The sequence below is a fragment of the Pseudomonas sp. JQ170C genome (assembly GCF_035581345.1).
In the GTDB taxonomy this organism is placed as follows: domain Bacteria; phylum Pseudomonadota; class Gammaproteobacteria; order Pseudomonadales; family Pseudomonadaceae; genus Aquipseudomonas.
The window spans coordinates 1,426,250-1,445,492 of sequence record NZ_CP141608.1 but is presented as its reverse complement, the minus strand read 5'-3'; the positions used below and the strand labels follow the sequence as shown (position 1 = coordinate 1,445,492).

Here is a 19,243-nt window from a genome sequence, read left to right as displayed (position 1 = left end):
TGGCCAAAAGTATTGGACGCCCGCCCGCCGCCGGTAAACGACACTTTGCCTATTCGCCACTATCAGCATTCTGTATGACCTGCCTTATTGTCACCTCCGCCAATTGGCCGGTTAATAGCCCTGCCTGTCTCCTTCGGCGCCTTGCCACTGAACAATAAGAACAATGAGGAGTTACCTGGGATGAACGATAACAACACCGCCTTGCGGCGAGGTCTGAGTACCCGTCATATCCGTTTCATGGCGCTCGGGTCGGCCATTGGCACCGGGCTGTTCTATGGCTCGGCCTCGGCCATCAAGCTGGCCGGGCCGTCTGTACTGCTGGCCTATCTGATTGGCGGCGCGGCCATTTACATGATGATGCGCGCCCTGGGCGAAATGGCCGTGCGCAATCCGGTGTCCGGCTCCTTTGGCCAGTACGCCAGCCAGTACCTGGGGCGCTTTCCGGGTTTTCTCACCGGCTGGAGCTATGCCTTCTCGATGCTCGTGGTGTGCCTGGCGGACGTCACCGCCTTCGGCGTCTACATGAGCTTCTGGTTCCCCGAGACGCCGCGCTGGATCTGGGTGCTGGGCATCGTGTTCTTCATTGGCGCCCTGAATCTGTGCAGCGTCAAGGTGTTCGGCGAGCTGGAGTTCTGGCTGTCGCTGCTCAAGGTCAGCGCAATTGTGTCAATGATCCTGGCGGGGGCGGCGGTGCTGATGTTCGGCATCCAGCTGGGCGGTTCCGCCGAACAGGTGGCGAGCATCAGCAACTTGTGGAGTCATGGCGGCTTCTTCCCCAACGGCGTCAGCGGCATGATCGCCTCGTTCGCCGTGGTGATGTTTGCCTTCGGCGGCGTCGAGATGATCGGCATCACTGCGGGCGAGGCCAAGGACCCGCAACGGGTCATCCCCAAGGCGATCAACTCGGTGCCGCTGCGTATCCTGCTGTTCTATGTGTTCACCCTGTTCATCCTGATGTCGATCTACCCCTGGACCCGCATCGGCAGCGAAGGCAGTCCCTTCGTGCAGATCTTCAGTGGCCTGGGCATCGGTTCTGCCGCCACCTTGCTGAACATTGTGGTGATCTCGGCAGCCGTCTCGGCGATCAACAGCGATATTTTCGCCGCCGGCCGCATGATGTACGGCATGGCCCAGAACGGTCAGGCACCGGCGGGCTTCTCGCGGCTGTCGCGCTTTGGGGTGCCGTGGATGACCGTGGTGGTCATGGCCGCAGCGTTGCTGTTCGGGGTGGTGCTGAACTACCTGGCGCCAGAGAACCTGTTCCTGATCCTGGCGGCGGTGGTGACCTTCTCGATCGTGTGGGTGTGGCTGATGATCCTGCTGTCGCAGATGGTGATGCGCCGCGGCATGACCCGCGATGAGGTGGCCAAGCTGCATTTCCCGGTGCCTCTGTGGCCTGTAGGCCCGGCCTGCGCGGCAGTGTTCATGCTGTTCATCTTTGGCGTGCTGGCCTGGTTCCCGGACACCCGCATGGCGCTGTATGTGGGCATCGGCTGGCTGGCCTTGCTGTCACTGGGCTACTGGCTGTTCGTGGCACGCCAACCCAAGGCGCTGGTCGCAGCGCCCGGGCCGGTCAATAGCTGATCTAGGCAGGAAACTGCTGCGTGGCCCACTCCAGGAATGCCTGCGCTGCCGCCGACGGGCGCATGGCACTGGACTGGGCCAGTACCACCGGCTGCGGGCTCACCGTCTCCAGCAAGGGGCGGCAGGCCAGCGGCTTGCCGTCATAGCTGCAATCACTCACCGGCCGCGTACACGACAACGCCACGCCATAACCATGGGCCACCAGCCCGCGCTGCATCTCGAAGGTCTGGGTCAGTTGCAGGACGGCAGGTTGCAGGTCGTGGGCCCAGAACAAGGAGAGAAAGTACTCGCGGGTCCTGGAGATATCTTCGAGGATCAGGCATTCGGCGGCCAGGTCCACCAGCGACACCTTGTCCTGCAAGGCCAGGGGATGATCGGCCGGCAACAGTGCGTAAGGCGTCAGTTGTGCCAGCACGCGCTTCTCGATGGGCGAATCGAGCCCCACGTCGTACGTCAGCGCAAGCTCTGCCTTGCCATCACCCAACCTGCGGTTTACCTCGGCAAGATCGGCCTCGAACAAGGTGATGCTGACGTCGGGATAGCGCTGGCGAAAGCCGCTCAACAGCCGTGGCGCGTAATACGGCCCCAGGTCCTGGAAGCAGATAAGGCTCAAGGCACCCCGCAAACTGGTTTGCTGCTCGCCGGGGCCACTGATGGCCGTTGCCATGTCGAGAATGCCGCGCGCCTGCTCCAACAGCTTGCGCCCGGCCGGGGTCAGCTCCAGGCCGCGGCTGACCTGGCGATGGAAGAGTTTTTCACCGAGGATCGACTCCAGCTGCGACAAGGCCAGGGAGACTGAAGGCTGGGAGATGTGCTTGGCCCGCGCCGCCGCACTGACACTGCCCTGCTCGGCGGCAGCGACGAAATATTCCAACTGGCGGAAAGTGAAACCGATCATCGCAATGCCCCAGGTGATGGTGTCGGAGCATTATGCCTATCGCGGGGCAAGCCCGCTCCTACTGTAGGAATGGGCTTGCCCCGCGATGCGACTACCTCTCCTTCAACGCCTCGGCCGGTTCGGCACGCCCACCATCGGCTGCCCCCCAGATTTGCGCATCGATCTTGCCCGACAACTCCGGGTAGTCCTTGGCATTGAACTCCGGCGTGCCCACCGCCCGTTGGGCGAAGTAGTCGCGGGTCAGCTTGACCACCACCCCCGACAGCAGGCAGATGGCAATCAGGTTGATGGTCGCCATCAGACCCATCGCTGCGTCGGCCGCATCGAACACCGTGGCAACGCTTTCATAGGCGCCCCACACCACCATCAACAAGGCCGCTGTACGCAGCACGGTCAGGCCCAGGCGGGTGTTGAGCTTCAGGTACACCATGGCGTTTTCGGCATAGGTGTAGTTGCCGATGATCGAGGTGAACGCAAAGAAGAAGATCGCAATGGCAATGAAGTACTGCCCGGCCGAACCGATGTGCTCGTTCATGGCCGCCTGGGTCAGCGGCGTGCCGGTCATGTCAGGGCCAGGAATCACGCCCGACAGCAGGATCATGATCGCGGTGGCGGTACAGATCAGCAGGGTATCGATGAACACGCCCAGCGCCTGCACAAAGCCTTGCGACGAGGGGTGATGGGGATTGGGGGTCGCCACGGCCGCGATATTCGGTGCCGAACCCATGCCCGCTTCGTTGGAGAACAGCCCGCGCTTCACACCATTGAGCAGGGCCCCGGCCACGCCGCCAGCGGCCGACTCGATACCAAAGGCACTCTTGACGATCAGCATCAGCACGCCTGGGACTTCACCCAGGTTGGTCAGGATCACATAGACCGCCACCAGCAGGTAGGCACCCGCCATGAACGGCACGACCCACTCCGCGAAGCGGGCAATCTTCTTGATGCCGCCGAAGATCACCAGGCCCGCCAGCACCGCCACCACGACACCGGTGGTCAGCTTGGGTACGCCGAAGGCGCCCTGGGTGGCATCGGCAATGGAGTTGGCCTGCACGGCGCCAAACACCAGGCCGAAGGCAATGATCAGGCACACCGAGAAGATCGCCGCCGCCCAGGGTGCGTTAAGGCCCTTGGCGATATAGAACGCCGGACCACCGCGATACTCACCCTTGTCGTTGCGTACCTTGTACAGCTGCGCCAGGGTGCTTTCGGCATAAGCCGTTGCCATGCCCAGCGACGCCACCACCCACATCCAGAACACCGCACCCGGCCCACCGAGGGTAATGGCCACGGCCACACCGGCCAGGTTGCCGGTACCTACCCGCGAGGCCAGGCTGGTGCATAGCGCCTGGAACGGCGTGATGCCACTGGCATCCTTGGTCGGTGCGCGCAGTACCGAGCGAAAGAATTCGGGCAAGTGGCGAAACTGCAGAAAGCCCAGACGGACAGTGAAGTAGATACCTGCGGCCAGCAGGCCATAGATCAGGACATACCCCCAGAAGAAGGTATTCAGTGCGTTGATCACGGCTGTCATCGTATGTTCCCAAGTAAAGCGCAGGGCCCTTGCAGGGCGCTGCTCAGTCTGTAAAGCAACTGGCGCCCGAGGACGCGCAGTGGCTTCTTCAATATGAATGGCCTGTAACGATGGGAGACGCCCACAGTTTCAGCAACGCCGTCGGCTTTGTCAGTGTAGTGACGATAGGTGCCGCGGGTCGGGGATCGCGTTGGCCAGCGTGCGCATGAGCGGGGCTGGCTCTTTTTTAGAGGGGCGCCATGGTAGCAGATCTGGCCTGCGGCCTGCTCGGGGAGTGTCAGCATGGGTAGTTTTGCACCGGTCCTGATCCACAAACGCGAGGGTCGATAGTGCAATGAATCAGTTCGCGTACAGTACGCAAATCGGCTTATCAGGCCGACCTGGTAAAGCACGGCCTGCACAACAGCAGGCCGTTAACGGCCCGAACCAGGACATCTGCCCGGGCCGGAACACACCAGTGAAAATCACCCTTTAGCGTTCAACTTTTTCAACTCTTCATAAGTTGCCGACTGCACAAACCAGAAGCCGGAAATGACGCACCAAAGGAGCGTCCCCCCTAAAAGCGCGACAGCGCCCTGCCAGGCACCCACGAGGAAGAACCCCGCTGCCGCGGCCAGCCAGATGCTGGCCAGCGCGACGTACAAAATTGTATTGTTGACACCAATTACAAACTCCCTCATCACCCTCTCCTTGTTGATTGCTTTTCCATAATTGGCCGGATTCGATTTTTCTTGCTGTAGACGCGTGAAAATCGCGCGGCTGGTAACTCTGCCAATTAAGAAAAAAAGAATATGTAGGAATTATCCGAATTCTTTATTTTTCGGACGGTAATAGCGGGACACAGGGCCAGGTGAACGGGTGAATCTGGGCGAAATAAAAATCAAGGCAAAAAAAAGCCCCGAAACCTAAGTTTCGGGGCTTTTCATATATGGCGGAGAGATAGGGATTTGAACCCTAGGTACTGTCGCCAGTACAACGGATTTCGAATCCGTCCCGTTCGGCCACTCCGGCATCTCTCCAGTGGCGCGCATGATACCAGCAGTTTACCCAAAGGCAAAGCCTGTTTGCGAAAAAAATTCGCGTGGTATCAGGCGCTTGCGTGAACTTGCCGCTTACAGCGGCACGCCCAGGCGTTTGGCAACTTCTTCGTAGGCTTCGATCACGTCGCCCAGACCCTGGCGGAAGCGGTCCTTGTCCATCTTCTTGCGGGTCTCTTTGTCCCACAGGCGGCAGCCATCCGGGCTGAACTCGTCGCCCAGGACGATCTCGCCGTGGAATACGCCGAACTCCAGCTTGAAGTCGACCAGCAGCAGGCCGGCGTCGTCGAACAGCTTGTTCAGCACTTCGTTGACCTTGAGCGACAGGGCTTTCATTTTCACCAGTTGCTCGGCGGTGCCCCAGCCGAAGGCGACAACGTGGGATTCGTTGATGAACGGATCGCCCTTCTCGTCGTTCTTGAGGAACAGTTCAAAGGTCGAAGGCTCAAGCTTGATGCCCTCTTCCACGCCCAGGCGCTTTACCAGGCTGCCGGCGGCGTAGTTACGCACGACGCATTCAACCGGGATCATGTCGAGCTTCTTGACCAGGCATTCGTTGTCGCCCAGCAGTTTGTCGAACTGGGTCGGGATGCCGGCTTCTTCAAGCTTTTGCATGATGAAGGCGTTGAACTTGTTGTTCACCATGCCCTTGCGGTCGAGCTGTTCGATGCGCTTGCCGTCGAACGCCGAAGTGTCGTTGCGAAACAGCAGGATCAAGCGGTCAGCGTCGTCGGTCTTGTAAACCGACTTGGCTTTGCCGCGGTAGAGTTCTTCACGTTTTTCCATGATGGGCTCCGCTTGCTAAATAAGATGGGCTAGGCGATTTCGCGCCAGTCGAGCCCGCAATCCTGGTTGGCCACTTGCAGCCAGTCCGGGTCGCACCCGAGGGTGTCGACGAAACATTGCCGGGCCAGCTGTGGCTGGTTGTTCTTGCTGCTGAGGTGGGCCAGCACCAGATGTTGCAGGTTCTGCCAGCCCAGCTCCGACACCAGGCGCGCGGCCTGGTGGTTATTCAAATGTCCGTAGTCGCCGCCGACCCGCTGCTTTAGAAACATCGGGTAAGGCCCGCGTCCGAGCAGGTCGCGACAGTGATTGGCTTCGATCATCAAGGCATCCAGGCCCTGGTAGCTGTCGAGCAAGGCGCAATCATAGGAGCCAAGGTCTGTCAGCACGCCAAAGCGCCGGCTACCGTCGTCAAACACATACTGCAGCGGCTCCAGCGCGTCGTGGGTAACCCCGACGGCCCTGATGGTCAAGCCACCGATCTGCAGTGTGTCGTTTGCCGCCAGAAATCCCGCTGCCTCGACCGGCTTGCGCATACCGCGCAAGGAGCCGCGGCTGAGATAGACCGGTACATTGTAGCGCCGCGCCAGCAACCCGACCCCATGCACGTGGTCGGCATGTTCGTGGGTGACCAGTACGGCACTCAATTGCTGCGCAGAAACGCCGAGCAGCGCCAGGCGCCGCTCGGTTTCACGCAGGGAAAAGCCGCAATCGACCAGGACAAGGGTATTGTCACTGGCGATCAGCGTGCCATTTCCCTGGCTTCCACTTCCAAGTACGGCGAAGCGCACTTAACCCAGGTTGTCCTGAATCACGCTCAGCACGCGGCGAGCGACGTCAGCCGGGGCCACGGTGTTGATGTTCTTCTCGACGGTCACCTGGACGCTGTCACCGACCTTGCTCAGGCGAACCTGATAACGCTCGGCACGGGCTTCACGCTCTTCCTTACTCGGCGCACTGCCGAACAGGCGACTGAAGAAGCCAGGCTCCTGGTCCTTGGTCTCGGCTGTTTCGGCCAGGTTGATGTAGTACAGGCCCAGGCTGCGGTTGATGTCTTCGACACGCCACTCGCCCTGCTCCAGGGCACGACCTACGCTCGACCAGGCGCGGTCGAGGTCGGAGCCCAGGTTAAGCACCGGGTTGCCGCTGCCGTCTTCGCTCAGGCTGACGCGGCTCGGGGCATCGAAGTCGCGAGCCGCGAGCAGGGACACCGAACCGCCCTTCTCGGCGCTGCGGGTCATGCTGGCGAGCATTTCGTCGACCAGGATGGCGTCGACACCGGCGTTGTTGGAGCGATCCGGGAACGCTTGCTCGGCAGTACTGCCGGCCGGACGCTCGACGGTCACGATGTAGACTTCACTGGTGTTGCGCTGTACGCCCGGCTCGATACGCACACGGGTACGCACTTCGTTGTCGCTGCTGCTCGAGGCACTGCCCAGGCGCTTGGCCATGGAGGCGGAGAGCTCGTCGAAGCGCTGCCAGGTGGTGTTGAACTCACCGGTTTGCGGACGCTCTTCGGCAATACGGAAACCGTTGTCTTCAAAGAACTGCCGGGCCACCGGCCAGACTTCGGCTGGCGAGCGCTGGGCCAGGACCCAACGGGCACTGCCGCTCTTCTGCAGGCTGAAGTCGCTGATATCGGCACCGGCGCTCAGCGGCTGCGGACGTGGCACTTCAAACTCGCCTTTGACGTTGTCGTCGGCGACGTTACGCGGGATCGGCAGCAGCGGGTCCAGGCGCTTGACGTTGGCAACGTCAGGTGGCAGTTGCATCGGCGCCTTCTGAGTGGCCTCCAGATAGTCGCTGCCACGGTCACGGAAGTAACCCTCTTCGCCCCACAACCAGCCACAACCACTGGTGCTGGAGATGATCAAGGCAAGGGCGGAAAGACCAGCCAATCGCTTCATGCGGTGTACGTCCTCAATTAAAACTGCAGGCCGCACTGGCGCATGGCCTGGCGTACCGTATCGTGACAGGATTCGCTCAGCCAGGTCAGCGGCAGGCGGATGCCCTTGTGCATCAGGCCCATTTCAACCAAAGCCCACTTCACCGGAATCGGGTTGGCTTCGACGAACAGGTCTTTGTGCAGGGGCATGAGTTTTTCGTTGATTGCGCGGGCTTTTTCGGCATCGCCTTCAAGCGCGGCTTCGCACAGGTCGGCCATTTCGCGCGGAGCGACGTTGGCGGTGACGGAGATGTTGCCTTTACCGCCCATCAGGATCAGTTCAACGGCAGTCGGATCATCGCCGGACAGTACGATGAAGTCCTTGCTCACGCCGTCGAGGATGGCCTTGGCGCGTTTCAGGTCGCCGGTGGCTTCCTTGATGCCGATGATGTTCGGCACGGTGGACAGGCGGATCACGGTCTCGGCCTGCATGTCGCAGGAGGTGCGGCCGGGTACGTTATAGAGGATCTGCGGGATGTCGACGGCTTCGGCAATGTGCTTGAAGTGCTGGTACAGGCCTTCCTGAGTCGGCTTGTTGTAGTACGGGACAACCAGCAGGCAGGCATCGGCGCCGGCGTCCTTGGCGTTCTGGGTCAGGTGCACCGCTTCGCTGGTGGAGTTGGCACCGGTACCGGCGATCACCGGGATACGCCCATCGACCTGCTTGACCACGGCCTTGATGACTTCAATGTGCTCATCGACATCCAGGGTTGCCGACTCGCCGGTGGTACCGACCGCAACGATGGCATGGGTGCCGTTTTTCAGGTGGAAGTCCACGAGTTTGCTGAGGCTGTCCCAGTCCAGACGCCCTTGTGCATCCATGGGTGTGACCAATGCCACCATACTGCCCGCAATCATGAAACTGCTCCTGCCGGAAAAAGAGAGCGGTAATGGTACTGGCGCCACCGGGCTTGCACAAGCGAAGCAGAAGGCCGGAGCATTCCCCTCGGCGGCCATTTTCGCTACCCTTCTCTCTTTGATCGGTACACAGCGGCCCGCCGGGCTGCCGACAACCTGCGCAGGCAGTGCCCAAAGCCTCGATCCTGAGCCCCGGGACCACGCCCTCCCGCCGATTTGCCCCGTCAGGTACCGACCGCTCATCGCTTTAGGAATGCTGCATGTCCACCCCCACCGTTCGCGAACAATTCCTTGTCATCAGTGCCCTGGGCGCCAATCCCATGGAGCTGACCAACATTCTGTGCCGGGCCAGCAACGATAATCGCTGCTCGGTCGTGACCTCGCGCCTGACCCGTCACGGCGAGTGCAGTGCCCTGGTCTTGCAGGTTGCCGGCAGCTGGGATGCCCTGGCGCGTTTCGAGGCCGCTCTGCCGGGCCTGGCCAAGAAACACACCTTCACCGTGAATGTGGTCCGCAGCGCCGAACTTGAAGTGCGCCCGCTAGCCCTGCCGTACGTGGCCTATGTCAGCGCCGCCTATCGCCCGGACATCATCAACGAGCTGTGCCAGTTCTTCATCGACCACCACGTGGAACTCGAGAACCTGACCTGCGACACTTACCAGGCGCCACAGACCGGCGGCACCATGCTCAACGCCACCTTCACCGTGACCTTGCCGGCCGGCACCCAGATCAGCTGGCTGCGCGACCAGTTCCTGGACTTCGCCGACGCCCTGAACCTGGACGCGCTGATCGAACCTTGGCGTCCACAAAACCCACTGTAAGGAAGCACACATGGCCGTAGAACTCGACCAACCCGTCGCCGATTTCCAGGCCCAGGCCACCAGTGGCCAGAGCGTCAGCCTGGCGAACCTTGCGGGCAAGCAAGTGGTGCTCTACTTCTACCCCAAGGACAGCACCCCGGGCTGCACCACCGAAGGCCAGGGTTTCCGTGACCAGTACGCAGCGTTCCAGGCGGCCAACACCGAGGTGTTCGGCGTGTCCCGCGACGGCATCAAGTCACACGAGAACTTCAAGGCCAAGCAGGCCTTCCCCTTCGAGCTGATCAGCGACAAGGACGAGGCTCTGTGCCAGCTGTTCGACGTCATCAAGCTGAAGAAGCTGTACGGCAAGGAATACCTGGGCGTGGACCGCAGCACCTTCCTGATCGACAAGAATGGTGTGCTGCGCAAGGCGTGGCGCGGCGTGAAGGTGCCGGGGCATGTGGATGCCGTGCTGGCTGAAGCTCAAGCACTGAACGAAAAGTAAGCCGATTGCGGGGCAAGCCCGCTCCTGTGGCCAGGAGCAGGCTTGCCCCGCGATGCATTCAAAGCAACGGCGCCACCACCGGCTCCTGCCGTGGCCAGGCATCCAGCACGGCCTTGAACAAGGTCGCCAGCGGAATCGCAAAGAAGATTCCCCAGAACCCCCACAACCCGCCAAACAACAACACCGCACAGATGATTGCCACCGGGTGCAGGCTCACCGCCTCGGAGAACAGCAGCGGTACCAGCACGTTGCCGTCCAGCGCCTGGATGATTGCGTACACCGCCATCAAGTAGATGAACTGGTCGCCCCAGCCCCACTGGAACAAGGCAATCAGGGTTACCGGCACGGTCACCACCACCGCGCCGACATACGGCACCACCACCGACAGCCCCACCAGCAAGGCCAACAGCGCTGCATAGTTCAGCCCCAGGGTGATGAAGGCGATGTAGGTGGCTACGCCGCAAATCAGAATCTCGATGCCCTTGCCACGGATGTAGTTGGCGATCTGGCGATTCATTTCTTCGGCCACCCGGGTCATCAAGGCACGCTCACGTGGCAGGTAGCCACTCACCCAGCGGGCGATCAGTTCACGGTCCTTGAGGAAGAAGAACACCAGGATCGGCACCAGCACCAGGTAGATCATGATGTTGACCAGCAACGGCAGGCTGGACAGCGAGAAGGTCAACGCCCACTGGCCGAACTTGCCGATCTCCCCGCGCATGGCCTCGATGGCCCGCAGCACCTGTTCATCCGACACCAGGTGCGGGTAGCGCTCAGGGAGCAGCAACAACAGCGACTGCCATTTTCCCAGCATGCCCGGCAACTCGTTCAACAAGGTGATCACCTGGTGCCAGAGCAGCGGTACCAGCACCAGCAGGAAAACCCCAAGCGCCCCCATGAACAGGGTGAAGACCAGGCCGACAGCGTAGCGGGTCGGTACCCGCAGGCGCTCCAGGGCATTGACCAGGCCCTGCATGAGAAACGCCAGGACCATGCCGGCCAGCACCGGTGCCAGCATGCCGCCCAGGGTCAGGACGGCGGTGAACGCCAGAAACAGCAAGACCGCCAGCACCACTGCTTCTTCGTCAGAGAAGTAGCGTTGCATCCAGTCGCGAAGCACCTTGAACATTGACGATCCTTAAGGGGAGAAAAACTCAGGCTTTGCGCAGCCAATAGGTGTACACACCACCCTCGGCTGATTCGAGCAGCAGCGTATGACCGGCCAACTTGGCAAAAGTGCGAAAGTCGCGCTGCGATCCTGCATCGGTCGCCACCACCTTGAGCACTGCGCCGCTGGCCAGGCGATTGAGCTCCATCTTCGCCTTGAGCAGCGGCAGCGGGCAGTTCAGGCCGCTGGCGTCGAGTTCGGCGTCAAAGGTCGGGGTATCGCTCATCGGGGTTCTCCAGGCAGGCACATACAATCGAGCCCGCTAGAATACCGCCACTGGTCGCCGACGTGTGAGCGGGCTACAGTAAGGCTCTTTGTCGACCAGAGCTTCGTGCATGAATTTACTGCGCCCCACCCTGCTGACGCTGGCCTGTTTGATGGCGCTCCCAAGCCATGCCGACGACCTGCCGTCACTCGGCGACGCCAGTTCTGCGATTGTTTCCCCCCAACAAGAACATCAGCTGGGCCGCGCCTGGCTCAGTTTGCTGCGGGGCAATGTCAATCAACTGAACGACCCTCAGCTCAAGGATTATGTCGAGACCAGCGTCTATCGCCTGGCCGAAACCAGCCAGCTGCAGGACCGCCGCCTCGAATTCATCCTTATCGACAGCCGTGAACTCAACGCCTTCGCCGCCCCAGGCGGGATTGTCGGGGTCAACGGCGGCCTGTTCCTCAACGCCCAGACCGAAGGCGAATATGCCTCGGTACTGGCCCACGAACTGGCTCACTTGTCGCAACGCCACTTCGCGCGGGGCGTCGAGGCCCAGCAGCGCATGCAACTGCCCATGATGGCGGCACTGCTCGCGGGCATCGTCGCTGCCGCAGCCGGCGCTGGCGACGCGGGTATCGCCGCGATTGCCGGTACCCAGGCCGCGGCCATTCAGGAACAACGGCGCTTTTCCCGCCAGAACGAGCAGGAAGCCGACCGCATCGGCATCCTCAATCTGGAAAAGGCCGGGTACGACCCGCGCAACATGCCCAGCATGTTCGAGCGCCTGATGCGTCAGTACCGCTACGACGCCAAGCCGCCGGAATTTCTTCTCACTCACCCGGTGACCGAATCGCGTATCGCCGACACCCGCAACCGCGCCGAGCAGGCGCCCAAAGGCGGTACCGAAGACAGCCAGCGCTATCAGCTGATTCGCGCCCGCGTTGCCTTGATCTATGAAGGCACCCCAGGCCTGGCCGCCAAGCGCTTCCGCGCCCAGCTAGACGAAAACCCGAACATGGATGCGGCCCGCTATGGCCTGGCCCTGGCCCAGATCAAGGGCGGCCAGCTCAACGAAGCACGCGAGAGCCTCAAGCCGCTGCTGGCCAAGGCGCCCAACGACATCACCTACAACCTGGCGCAGATCGACCTGGAGATCACCAACAACCGGCTGGCCGATGCCCAGCAGCAGGTCGATCGAATGCGCGCCCAGTACCCGGCCAACTACCCGCTGCAGCAGGCCCGGATCGACCTGCTGCTCAAGCAGAACCGCCCTGCCGAGGCAGAGAAGGCACTGGACGCACTGCTCAAGAATCGCCCCGAAGACCCGGATGTCTGGTACGACGTGGCGGAAGTCCGTGGACTGGCCGGCAACACGGTCGGCCTGCATCAGGCGCGTGCCGAGTACTTTGCCTTGGTGGGTGACTACGACCAGGCGGTGCAGCAACTCGACTATGCCAAGCAACGGGCTGGCAACAGAGTGCTGAAAGAGAAGATCGATGCGCGTCAGCGAGAGCTGATGGAGCAGCAGCGCATGGTCAAGGAAATGATGCGCTGAGGTCCTGAAATGCATCGCGGGGCAAGCCTGCTCCCACCAACCCGGTAGGAGCGGGCTTGCCCCGCGATAGTTACCTCAAGCGTTACCGGACAACTTCATCCGCGCCGCCTGGGTAAAGTCGAGCATGCGCTTGAGCGGCTTGATTGCCTGCGGAATCAGCGCCGGCTCCACGAAGATCTCATTGCTACCCTCACGCAGGCACTGCAAGGTGCGCTCCAGGGTGTTCATGGCCATCCACGGGCAGTGAGCACAGCTGCGGCAGGCCGCGCCATTACCCGCCGTAGGCGCTTCGATAAAGATTTTGTCCGGGCACAGCTGCTGCATCTTGTAGAAGATGCCGCGGTCGGTCGCCACGATGAAGGTCTTGTTCGGCAGGGTTTGCGCCGCGGCAATCAGCTGGCTGGTGGAGCCCACGGCATCTGCCAGGTCGATCACTGCCTCAGGCGACTCCGGGTGTACCAGGATCGCAGCATCGGGGTACAGCGCCTTCATGTCGGCCAGCTGGCGCGACTTGAACTCTTCGTGAACGATGCAGGCACCGTCCCACAGCAGCATGTCGGCGCCGGTCTGCTTCTGGATGTAGCGACCCAGGTGCTGGTCTGGGCCCCAGATGATGGTCTCGCCGTTGTCCATCAGGCTCTCGACGATTTCCAGCGCGCAGCTGGAGGTTACCACCCAGTCGGCCCGGGCCTTGACCGCCGCCGAGGTGTTGGCATAGACCACCACGGTGCGCTCCGGGTGTTTGTCGCAGAACGCCGAAAACTCGTCCACCGGGCAACCCAGGTCAAGCGAGCAGGTCGCTTCCAGGGTCGGCATCAGCACACGTTTTTCAGGGTTGAGGATCTTGGCGGTTTCGCCCATGAAGCGCACGCCGGCGACAATCACGGTGCTGGCTTCATGCTTGTTGCCAAAGCGGGCCATTTCCAGCGAATCGGACACGCAGCCGCCGGTTTCCTCGGCCAAGGCCTGGATCACAGGATCGCAGTAGTAATGGGCAACCAGCACCGCGTTCTGCGCCTTGAGTTCGGCGGCGATGGCGGCGCGGTAGTCGGCCTCTTGCTCGGGTGTCAGCGGCTTGGGCTGCTTGGCATCGAGGTGGGCTTGGACCAAAAGGCGTTCGGAAATCTGGGTCATGATCGCTGGACCTGCAGGCGCTTGTGCGCGTAAGTCGAGTGTATCACCGAGCCCTGGCAAATCGGTTACAGGCTCCGCGAGCAAAGCGCTGAACGGCGTTGCAGGCAGAACCAAAGACCTTCTGCGGCCTCGGGTTTTTATGGGATGCCGAAGGCTACAGTTAATCGGATGAATTCAAAAGGTTTTTTTAGTGAAACAAGCCCCGGTGCGACAGGTCTGTCGCACCGGGGCTGCTTTTTCAGCCTCGTGGCTGGAGCGCACCGAGGTTGGCCATGATCAGGCTGGCGAATTGTTCGACGGTCATCTTCTGGCCGTTGAAATCCACCATGCCATCGGCGTAATGCAGGCTGGACAGGATGTCATTGCCCTGCACCGTGGCCATCTGGCTTTGCAGTGCAATCATGCCGACCATTTCGCCGGTCTGGGCGACTTGCTGGGCCTGGATCTGCGCTTCGCTCTGCCCCTGCAGGCGCGCCTGCAGCGCAGCCAGGTCGCCAATCATCGGCTTGGACAGCTGCAGCTTGCTCTGCACCTGGGCGATCAACTGCCGGTACAGCTCGGCAGGCGGCAGCTCCAGGGAAGATGGCTGGGCAAAGTCGACACTCAGGTTGAAATGGCTTTCACCACTGGCGGTCTTGAACGAGAAGTCCTCCAGGGCGATCTGCGGCTTGGCGGCCAGCAGCTTCTGAACATTGGCGTTGACCTGGGCTTTTTCCGCCTCGCTCATCGGCAAGACCGGTACAGCCTGACCTTGCGCGGCTGCCGCCTGGAACTCCGGCAGGCGGCTCTGGTACCAGACCATCAGGGCCTGCATGGCGGGCATGTCGATGTTCTTGAGGTTCCAGACCATGGCGCTGGAGCCCACCGGGCTGCCGTCGAAATTGATGTCGCCGACCTTGTAGACCATGTTGCCGGAGAAGTTGTCGCCGTCGGCCCGGGACTCGCTGCGGTGTTCGAGGTGCTTGAGCAGCAACACCTTCTGCTGCTCGCCCACGGCGGCACTGAGCTGGTCGAGCAGCATGCTCCCGGAGCCGACATAGAAGCCGTAGGGCGTCTTGCTCAGGTCACCGTTCAGGCTCAGGTTCTTGAGCTCGATCTTCAGCGGCCCGGTTTCCTGATCGACCAGATCCAGGTTCAGGCTCGGCGCGGCGCCGGTGAACGTGATCTGCTCACCATCCCGTGTGCCACTGGCGGCAATGGCCAGCCCCGAGAACGTGATGGTCGAACCACCCGCCTCGCTCACTTTCATGGGCGGCATGATCAGGGTGCCGTCGCTGGAGCCGTCGTAGCCGAGGCTGTTCTGGCCGTACACCGGCGGTACCTCGCCGCTGGCGGCGAACAGTTCGGCGGTGAGTGCATCCTTTTCCAGGGCATAGTTGCTGGTAGCCATCACTGGCATGAGCTTGAACGCCTTGAGCCGGCTCAACGGCAACGGGCCGTGTTCGACCTGATCGACAAAGCCCAGCTCGAAGCTCTCCACCCGGTCACCGACCATCATGTCCTTGACCTTGATGCGGTAACGCGCGGTGCTGGAGAACAGGTGCGACTCCAGCGATGCCAGTTCCACACTCACGGTGCCGTTGAGCCCCGTGGATTGCTTGAGTTGAATGTTGGCCTGGGCCATGGCCTGGTCGAGTACTTCTGGCAATTGCTTGCCGGTGTACCAGGCACCTGCCGTACACACTGCGGCCACGGCGACGACGAGCCCTGACAGTACACCCACTGCTTTCTTCATGAATTGTTCCGCTTGTCCATTTGTAGGGAATTGCTGCTGCAAGGCCTTAGGCCTATTCGTTGACGTCCATGTACTCGCGGGCCCAGACGATGTAGTCGCCCGGCACGGTGTAGGTATGGGTAAGTTCGGTGGCGCTCAGGTCCGAGGCGCTGCTGGTGATGCGGCGTTGTTCGCGCAGGCAGTCGTAGGTGGCCTTGATCGCGGCAAAGTAGGCGCCGTGACCGTCCACGGCAATGCGCACACCCAGTTGCGCCAGGCGCGCATCATCGTGCAGTTGCGGGTTGCCGTAGGTCACCAGCATCAGCGGCACGCTCAGGTGCGCAGCGATCTGCTCAAGGTGCTCGAAGTCGCGGATGCCGACCATGCACAGCGCGTCGGCGCCGGCGTTCTGGTAGGCCACGGTGCGGGCAATCACTTCTTCGACCGGGATCAATGCAGCGTTGGTCCGGGCGATGATCGCAAGCTCCGGATCGACCCGCGCTTCCAGGGCCGCGCGGATTTTGCCGACGCCCTCGGCAATGCTGATCAGGTCGGTGGACTTGCGGCCGAACTGCGCCGGCAGCAGGGTGTCTTCGATGGTCAGGGCGGCAATGCCGGCACGCTCGAGCTCGGTCACCGTGCGCATGACGTTCAGCGCGTTGCCATAGCCGTGGTCGGCATCGGCGATCACCGGCAACTGGGCTACCCGGCCGATCCGCGTGGCCTGCTCGGCGAACTCGCTCAAGGTGATAAGGGCAAAATCAGGTGCGGCCAGCACCTGCAGGGAAGCGACCGAACCACCCAGGATGCCAACCTCGAAACCCAGGTCGGCAGCGATACGCGCCGACATCGGGTCGAACACGGAGGCCGTGTGGTAGCAGGCAGGAGAAGCAAGGAGTTTACGAAACGCGCGACGCAGGTCTTGGTGGGAGGCTCTTGGCATGGTCTTTCCAATCAATCGACTTCATTTATTGGATAGAACATACCACTGCCAGCCGGTCGCCCGACAGGGTCAGATAGATGGCTAGTTGTGTCTCAACTGCGCCGATGTGATCGTTTGAGTGTTTCGCTGGGCAACTCCTTGAACAATTGCTGGTAGCTGCTGGAGAACCGCCCAAGGTGCCAGAACGACCAGTGCATGGCGACTTCGGCGACCGTACTTTCCCCGCCCTTGCAACTCAACAGCTCGCGCCGGGCGCTGTTCAGGCGGCGCAGGCGCAGCCAGTGGGCTGGCGTCATCCCGGTGAAGGTCTTGAAGGCTTGCTGCAATTGGCGCAAGGGGACTTCGGCGACCTGCGCCAGCTCCAGCAGATTGAGCGTTTCTTCCGGGCAGTCACCGGCCCATTGGCCGATCCGGCGCATGATCAGGCGCTCTTCGGAACGCCGCCACAGGGCGCTGCGGTCCAGGCAGACACTCGCGCTGTCGAGAATGAACAAGCAATCCTGAAGCAACTGCTCGGCCAGCGCTTCGCGGCTCGGCGGATCGACCTCCTGCCCCAGGCGCGTCAGGGTGCTGCTCAACCAGCGACTGAACAGTGCGTTCTGCATGGAGTTGAGCGGGGCCATGAACAGCCCTTCCAGGCGCGCAATGTCGACCCGATGGCGTTGCACGAACTCCGGCCCGAACACCACGGCCACTTCCTGATAGTTCTCCGGGGTGATCCAGATATTGCGGCTTTCGCCATTGAGCAGGTACAGGCTGTTGTCCGTGCGGTCGAAGCAGAATGTCAGGGCGCCGGGCGGGGCGCGAAAACTCTGCTCGACGCGCGTGTTCATGGATTCTTCGTAGATCTCGACGCCTTCAAGCTCCAGACAACGGATGCGGCCAGCGAAATGCCCGGGCGACATCTGCTGGTAATGCACGGTCCAGTTGGGCGACGCGCGCTCTTGTTCAATCACGGTGGCGGTACTGAAAGCCTGGACCTGGAACGGATTTGGCGCTGTCATGAGCTGCTCTTCATGCACTCTTTTGGTGCATTTTATTCTGCGGAAAGTGGATAGATCGAACGCGCAAGCGTCACCCAAGATAGCCCTCAACGCGCTGCAGGGGAAGTCGTCCAGACGGCATACCAGCCTTGATCGCTGGTCCTGGCGCGTAATAAAACCAATAACGAGGTCTTTATGAATGCCCCTTTCGATCAGCTGTCTGCGTGGCTGAAAGAACACAAGATTACCGAAGTCGAGTGCGTGGTCAGTGACCTGACCGGTATCGCCCGCGGCAAAATTGCACCCACCAACAAGTTCCTGCATGAGCGAGGCATGCGCCTGCCGGAAAGTGTGTTGTTGCAGACGGTAACCGGGGATTTTGTCGACGACGACATTTACTACGACCTGCTCGACCCTGCCGACATCGACATGGTCTGTCGTCCGGATTCCTCTGCGGTGTACATGGTGCCGTGGGCCCTGGAACCCACTGCCATCGTCATCCACGACACCTTCGACAAGCAGGGCAACCCCATCGAGCTGTCGCCGCGCAACGTGCTTAAAAAAGTACTCAAGCTGTATGCCGACAAGGGCTGGCAGCCGATCGTGGCCCCCGAAATGGAGTTCTACCTGACCCAGCGTTGCGACGACCCGGACTTGCCGCTGCAAGCGCCGCTGGGCCGCTCGGGCCGTGCCGAAAGTGGCCGGCAGTCGTTCTCCATTGATGCCGCCAACGAATTCGACCCGCTGTTCGAGGACGTCTACGACTGGTGCGAAGCCCAGGGCCTGGACCTGGACACCCTGATCCACGAAGACGGCCCGGCGCAGATGGAGATCAACTTCCGTCACGGCGACGCCCTGGACCTGGCCGACCAGATCACCGTGTTCAAGCGCACCATGCGAGAGGCAGCGCTCAAGCACAACGTCACCGCCACCTTCATGGCCAAGCCTGTGGGCGATGAGCCAGGCAGCGCCATGCACCTGCACCAGAGCGTGATCGACATCGCCACCGGCAAGCCGATTTTCGTCAATGACGATGGGCAGATGAGCGAGCTGTTCCTGCATCACATCGGCGGCCTGCAGAAGTACATCCCCAAGGTGTTGCCGATGTTCGCCCCCAACGTCAACTCGTTCCGCCGCTTCCTGCCCGATACCTCGGCACCGGTGAACGTGGAATGGGGTGAAGAGAACCGTACCGTGGGCCTGCGCGTACCGACGTCCAGCCCCGAGGCCATGCGCGTCGAAAACCGCCTGCCCGGCGCCGACGCCAACCCGTACCTGGCCATCGCCGCCAGCCTGCTGTGTGGCTACCTGGGCATGGTCGAGCAGATCAACCCCAGCGCCCCGGTGCAGGGCCGCGCCTATGAGCGTCGCAATTTGCGCCTGCCGATCACCATCGAGGACGCCCTGGCGAACATGGAAGACTGCCCGAGCATCGAGCAGCACCTGGGCAGCAAGTTCATTCGCGGCTACGTGGCGGTCAAGCGCGCCGAACATGAAAACTTCAAGCGGGTGATCAGTTCCTGGGAGCGTGAGTTCCTGCTGCTCAGCGTCTGAGCCCCCTGGCAAACATCGAGAAAAACAATTCGAAGAG

At 61.6% G+C, this 19,243-nt stretch carries 18 protein-coding genes and 1 tRNA gene; 5 read left to right on the top strand and 14 right to left on the bottom strand.

The window, feature by feature from the left end; genetic code table 11:
- Positions 1–180 precede the first annotated feature (180 nt).
- A complete protein-coding gene (locus U9R80_RS06600; protein WP_301837134.1) occupies positions 181–1,584 on the top strand; it encodes an amino acid permease in 1,404 nt (467 codons plus the stop codon).
- A gap of 1 nt (position 1,585) precedes the next feature.
- Here the strand turns inward: U9R80_RS06600 and U9R80_RS06595 are convergent, their stop codons facing one another.
- From U9R80_RS06595 to dapA, 8 genes are all read right to left on the bottom strand, one after another.
- Positions 1,586–2,482, bottom strand: coding sequence for a LysR substrate-binding domain-containing protein (locus tag U9R80_RS06595; protein ID WP_301837135.1), 897 nt, complete (start codon positions 2,480–2,482; stop codon positions 1,586–1,588).
- A gap of 91 nt (positions 2,483–2,573) precedes the next feature.
- On the bottom strand, positions 2,574–4,016 hold the full coding sequence (locus U9R80_RS06590; RefSeq protein ID WP_301837136.1) for an alanine/glycine:cation symporter family protein: 1,443 nt from the start codon (positions 4,014–4,016) through the stop codon (positions 2,574–2,576).
- Between the two features lie 464 nt (positions 4,017–4,480).
- Positions 4,481–4,696, bottom strand: coding sequence for a hypothetical protein (locus tag U9R80_RS06585; protein WP_301837137.1), 216 nt, complete (start codon positions 4,694–4,696; stop codon positions 4,481–4,483).
- Positions 4,697–4,945: 249 nt separating this feature from the next.
- Positions 4,946–5,035: transfer RNA gene (locus U9R80_RS06580), tRNA-Ser, on the bottom strand.
- Between the two features lie 93 nt (positions 5,036–5,128).
- Entirely contained in the window at positions 5,129–5,839 is a 711-nt protein-coding gene (gene purC, locus U9R80_RS06575) for a phosphoribosylaminoimidazolesuccinocarboxamide synthase (RefSeq protein WP_038613804.1), read from the bottom strand.
- Positions 5,840–5,868: 29 nt separating this feature from the next.
- On the bottom strand, positions 5,869–6,627 hold the full coding sequence (locus U9R80_RS06570) for an MBL fold metallo-hydrolase (protein WP_301837138.1): 759 nt from the start codon (positions 6,625–6,627) through the stop codon (positions 5,869–5,871).
- On the bottom strand, positions 6,628–7,743 hold the full coding sequence (bamC, locus tag U9R80_RS06565; protein ID WP_301837139.1) for an outer membrane protein assembly factor BamC: 1,116 nt from the start codon (positions 7,741–7,743) through the stop codon (positions 6,628–6,630).
- 17 nt (positions 7,744–7,760) lie between these two features.
- Positions 7,761–8,639 (bottom strand): 4-hydroxy-tetrahydrodipicolinate synthase, encoded by an 879-nt coding sequence (dapA, locus tag U9R80_RS06560; RefSeq protein WP_301837140.1) that lies wholly within the window; start codon positions 8,637–8,639, stop codon positions 7,761–7,763.
- A 260-nt stretch (positions 8,640–8,899) separates the two neighbouring features.
- Here dapA and U9R80_RS06555 point away from each other — a divergent pair, with 260 nt between their 5' ends.
- Both U9R80_RS06555 and U9R80_RS06550 read left to right on the top strand, forming a co-directional pair.
- Positions 8,900–9,460: a glycine cleavage system protein R gene (locus U9R80_RS06555; protein ID WP_028943105.1), complete on the top strand. Its 561-nt coding sequence runs from the start codon at positions 8,900–8,902 to the stop codon at positions 9,458–9,460.
- A 10-nt stretch (positions 9,461–9,470) separates the two neighbouring features.
- Positions 9,471–9,944 (top strand): peroxiredoxin, encoded by a 474-nt coding sequence (locus U9R80_RS06550; RefSeq protein ID WP_301837141.1) that lies wholly within the window; start codon positions 9,471–9,473, stop codon positions 9,942–9,944.
- A 58-nt stretch (positions 9,945–10,002) separates the two neighbouring features.
- On the opposite strand, the gene U9R80_RS06545 is transcribed toward U9R80_RS06550, so the two are convergent.
- Both U9R80_RS06545 and U9R80_RS06540 read right to left on the bottom strand, forming a co-directional pair.
- The gene (locus U9R80_RS06545; RefSeq protein WP_301837142.1) at positions 10,003–11,073 is read right to left on the bottom strand and encodes an AI-2E family transporter; all 1,071 of its coding nucleotides are present in this window, start codon (positions 11,071–11,073) and stop codon (positions 10,003–10,005) included.
- Positions 11,074–11,098: 25 nt separating this feature from the next.
- Positions 11,099–11,338, bottom strand: coding sequence for a sulfurtransferase TusA family protein (locus U9R80_RS06540; RefSeq protein WP_301837143.1), 240 nt, complete (start codon positions 11,336–11,338; stop codon positions 11,099–11,101).
- A 109-nt stretch (positions 11,339–11,447) separates the two neighbouring features.
- On the opposite strand from U9R80_RS06540, the gene U9R80_RS06535 reads away from it, so the two are divergent.
- Complete coding sequence (locus U9R80_RS06535; RefSeq protein ID WP_301837144.1) at positions 11,448–12,878, top strand: M48 family metalloprotease; 1,431 nt, start codon at positions 11,448–11,450, stop codon at positions 12,876–12,878.
- A 75-nt stretch (positions 12,879–12,953) separates the two neighbouring features.
- Here U9R80_RS06535 and nadA read toward each other — a convergent pair whose 3' ends face one another.
- The 4 genes from nadA to U9R80_RS06515 all read right to left on the bottom strand — a co-directional run bounded on the left by nadA (position 12,954) and on the right by U9R80_RS06515 (position 17,673).
- On the bottom strand, positions 12,954–14,012 hold the full coding sequence (gene nadA / locus U9R80_RS06530) for a quinolinate synthase NadA (protein ID WP_274118186.1): 1,059 nt from the start codon (positions 14,010–14,012) through the stop codon (positions 12,954–12,956).
- A 238-nt stretch (positions 14,013–14,250) separates the two neighbouring features.
- On the bottom strand, positions 14,251–15,747 hold the full coding sequence (locus U9R80_RS06525; RefSeq protein ID WP_301837145.1) for a YdgA family protein: 1,497 nt from the start codon (positions 15,745–15,747) through the stop codon (positions 14,251–14,253).
- A 52-nt stretch (positions 15,748–15,799) separates the two neighbouring features.
- Positions 15,800–16,669, bottom strand: coding sequence for an isocitrate lyase/PEP mutase family protein (locus U9R80_RS06520; protein WP_301837146.1), 870 nt, complete (start codon positions 16,667–16,669; stop codon positions 15,800–15,802).
- 92 nt (positions 16,670–16,761) lie between these two features.
- Positions 16,762–17,673 (bottom strand): helix-turn-helix domain-containing protein, encoded by a 912-nt coding sequence (locus U9R80_RS06515; protein WP_301837147.1) that lies wholly within the window; start codon positions 17,671–17,673, stop codon positions 16,762–16,764.
- 174 nt (positions 17,674–17,847) lie between these two features.
- Here U9R80_RS06515 and U9R80_RS06510 point away from each other — a divergent pair, with 174 nt between their 5' ends.
- Entirely contained in the window at positions 17,848–19,206 is a 1,359-nt protein-coding gene (locus U9R80_RS06510; RefSeq protein WP_301837148.1) for a glutamine synthetase family protein, read from the top strand.
- Positions 19,207–19,243 lie beyond the last annotated feature (37 nt).

Excerpts from the sequence above, each read along its gene's own strand:
- U9R80_RS06600 (WP_301837134.1), top strand. The coding sequence starts at position 181 with ATGAACGATAACAACACCGCCTTGCGGCGAGGTCTGAGTACCCGTCAT.
- U9R80_RS06595 (WP_301837135.1), bottom strand. The coding sequence starts at position 2,482 with ATGATCGGTTTCACTTTCCGCCAGTTGGAATATTTCGTCGCTGCCGCC.
- U9R80_RS06590 (WP_301837136.1), bottom strand. The coding sequence starts at position 4,016 with ATGACAGCCGTGATCAACGCACTGAATACCTTCTTCTGGGGGTATGTC.
- U9R80_RS06585 (WP_301837137.1), bottom strand. The coding sequence starts at position 4,696 with ATGAGGGAGTTTGTAATTGGTGTCAACAATACAATTTTGTACGTCGCG.
- purC (WP_038613804.1), bottom strand. The coding sequence starts at position 5,839 with ATGGAAAAACGTGAAGAACTCTACCGCGGCAAAGCCAAGTCGGTTTAC.
- bamC (WP_301837139.1), bottom strand. The coding sequence starts at position 7,743 with ATGAAGCGATTGGCTGGTCTTTCCGCCCTTGCCTTGATCATCTCCAGC.
- dapA (WP_301837140.1), bottom strand. The coding sequence starts at position 8,639 with ATGATTGCGGGCAGTATGGTGGCATTGGTCACACCCATGGATGCACAA.
- U9R80_RS06555 (WP_028943105.1), top strand. The coding sequence starts at position 8,900 with ATGTCCACCCCCACCGTTCGCGAACAATTCCTTGTCATCAGTGCCCTG.
- U9R80_RS06550 (WP_301837141.1), top strand. The coding sequence starts at position 9,471 with ATGGCCGTAGAACTCGACCAACCCGTCGCCGATTTCCAGGCCCAGGCC.
- U9R80_RS06545 (WP_301837142.1), bottom strand. The coding sequence starts at position 11,073 with ATGTTCAAGGTGCTTCGCGACTGGATGCAACGCTACTTCTCTGACGAA.
- U9R80_RS06540 (WP_301837143.1), bottom strand. The coding sequence starts at position 11,338 with ATGAGCGATACCCCGACCTTTGACGCCGAACTCGACGCCAGCGGCCTG.
- U9R80_RS06535 (WP_301837144.1), top strand. The coding sequence starts at position 11,448 with ATGAATTTACTGCGCCCCACCCTGCTGACGCTGGCCTGTTTGATGGCG.
- nadA (WP_274118186.1), bottom strand. The coding sequence starts at position 14,012 with ATGACCCAGATTTCCGAACGCCTTTTGGTCCAAGCCCACCTCGATGCC.
- U9R80_RS06525 (WP_301837145.1), bottom strand. The coding sequence starts at position 15,747 with ATGAAGAAAGCAGTGGGTGTACTGTCAGGGCTCGTCGTCGCCGTGGCC.
- U9R80_RS06520 (WP_301837146.1), bottom strand. The coding sequence starts at position 16,669 with ATGCCAAGAGCCTCCCACCAAGACCTGCGTCGCGCGTTTCGTAAACTC.
- U9R80_RS06515 (WP_301837147.1), bottom strand. The coding sequence starts at position 17,673 with ATGACAGCGCCAAATCCGTTCCAGGTCCAGGCTTTCAGTACCGCCACC.
- U9R80_RS06510 (WP_301837148.1), top strand. The coding sequence starts at position 17,848 with ATGAATGCCCCTTTCGATCAGCTGTCTGCGTGGCTGAAAGAACACAAG.